Here is a 249-nt window from a genome sequence, read left to right as displayed (position 1 = left end):
CGAGCGTGCGGTCAGGAACTGGCCGACGACGCGCCATTCGATCTGTCCGCGCGCGAACGCGACCGCCACATACGCGAGCGCGGCAATGATCGCGATCGACGCGACATAGCGGCCCCAGTAGCGCCGGCGCACGCGCACGAACCCGGCGATATCGTCCGCGGCGCGGGCGGCCGGCTCCGGCGTGTCATCGAGACGGCCCGATTCGGATGCGCTCAGCATGACGGCCCCCGGTAGTCGGCTGCCCATGCG

At 71.5% G+C, this 249-nt stretch carries 1 pseudogene; it reads right to left on the bottom strand.

The window, feature by feature from the left end:
* Positions 1 to 219: pseudogene (locus tag SB772_RS44030) on the bottom strand (amino acid ABC transporter permease); the annotation flags it as partial.
* Between the last annotated feature and the right edge of the window lie 30 nt (positions 220 to 249).

It is taken from the genome of Paraburkholderia sp. SIMBA_030 (genome assembly GCF_046535245.1).
Taxonomy (GTDB): domain Bacteria; phylum Pseudomonadota; class Gammaproteobacteria; order Burkholderiales; family Burkholderiaceae; genus Paraburkholderia.
This window is presented reverse-complemented; position numbering and strand designations above follow the sequence as displayed.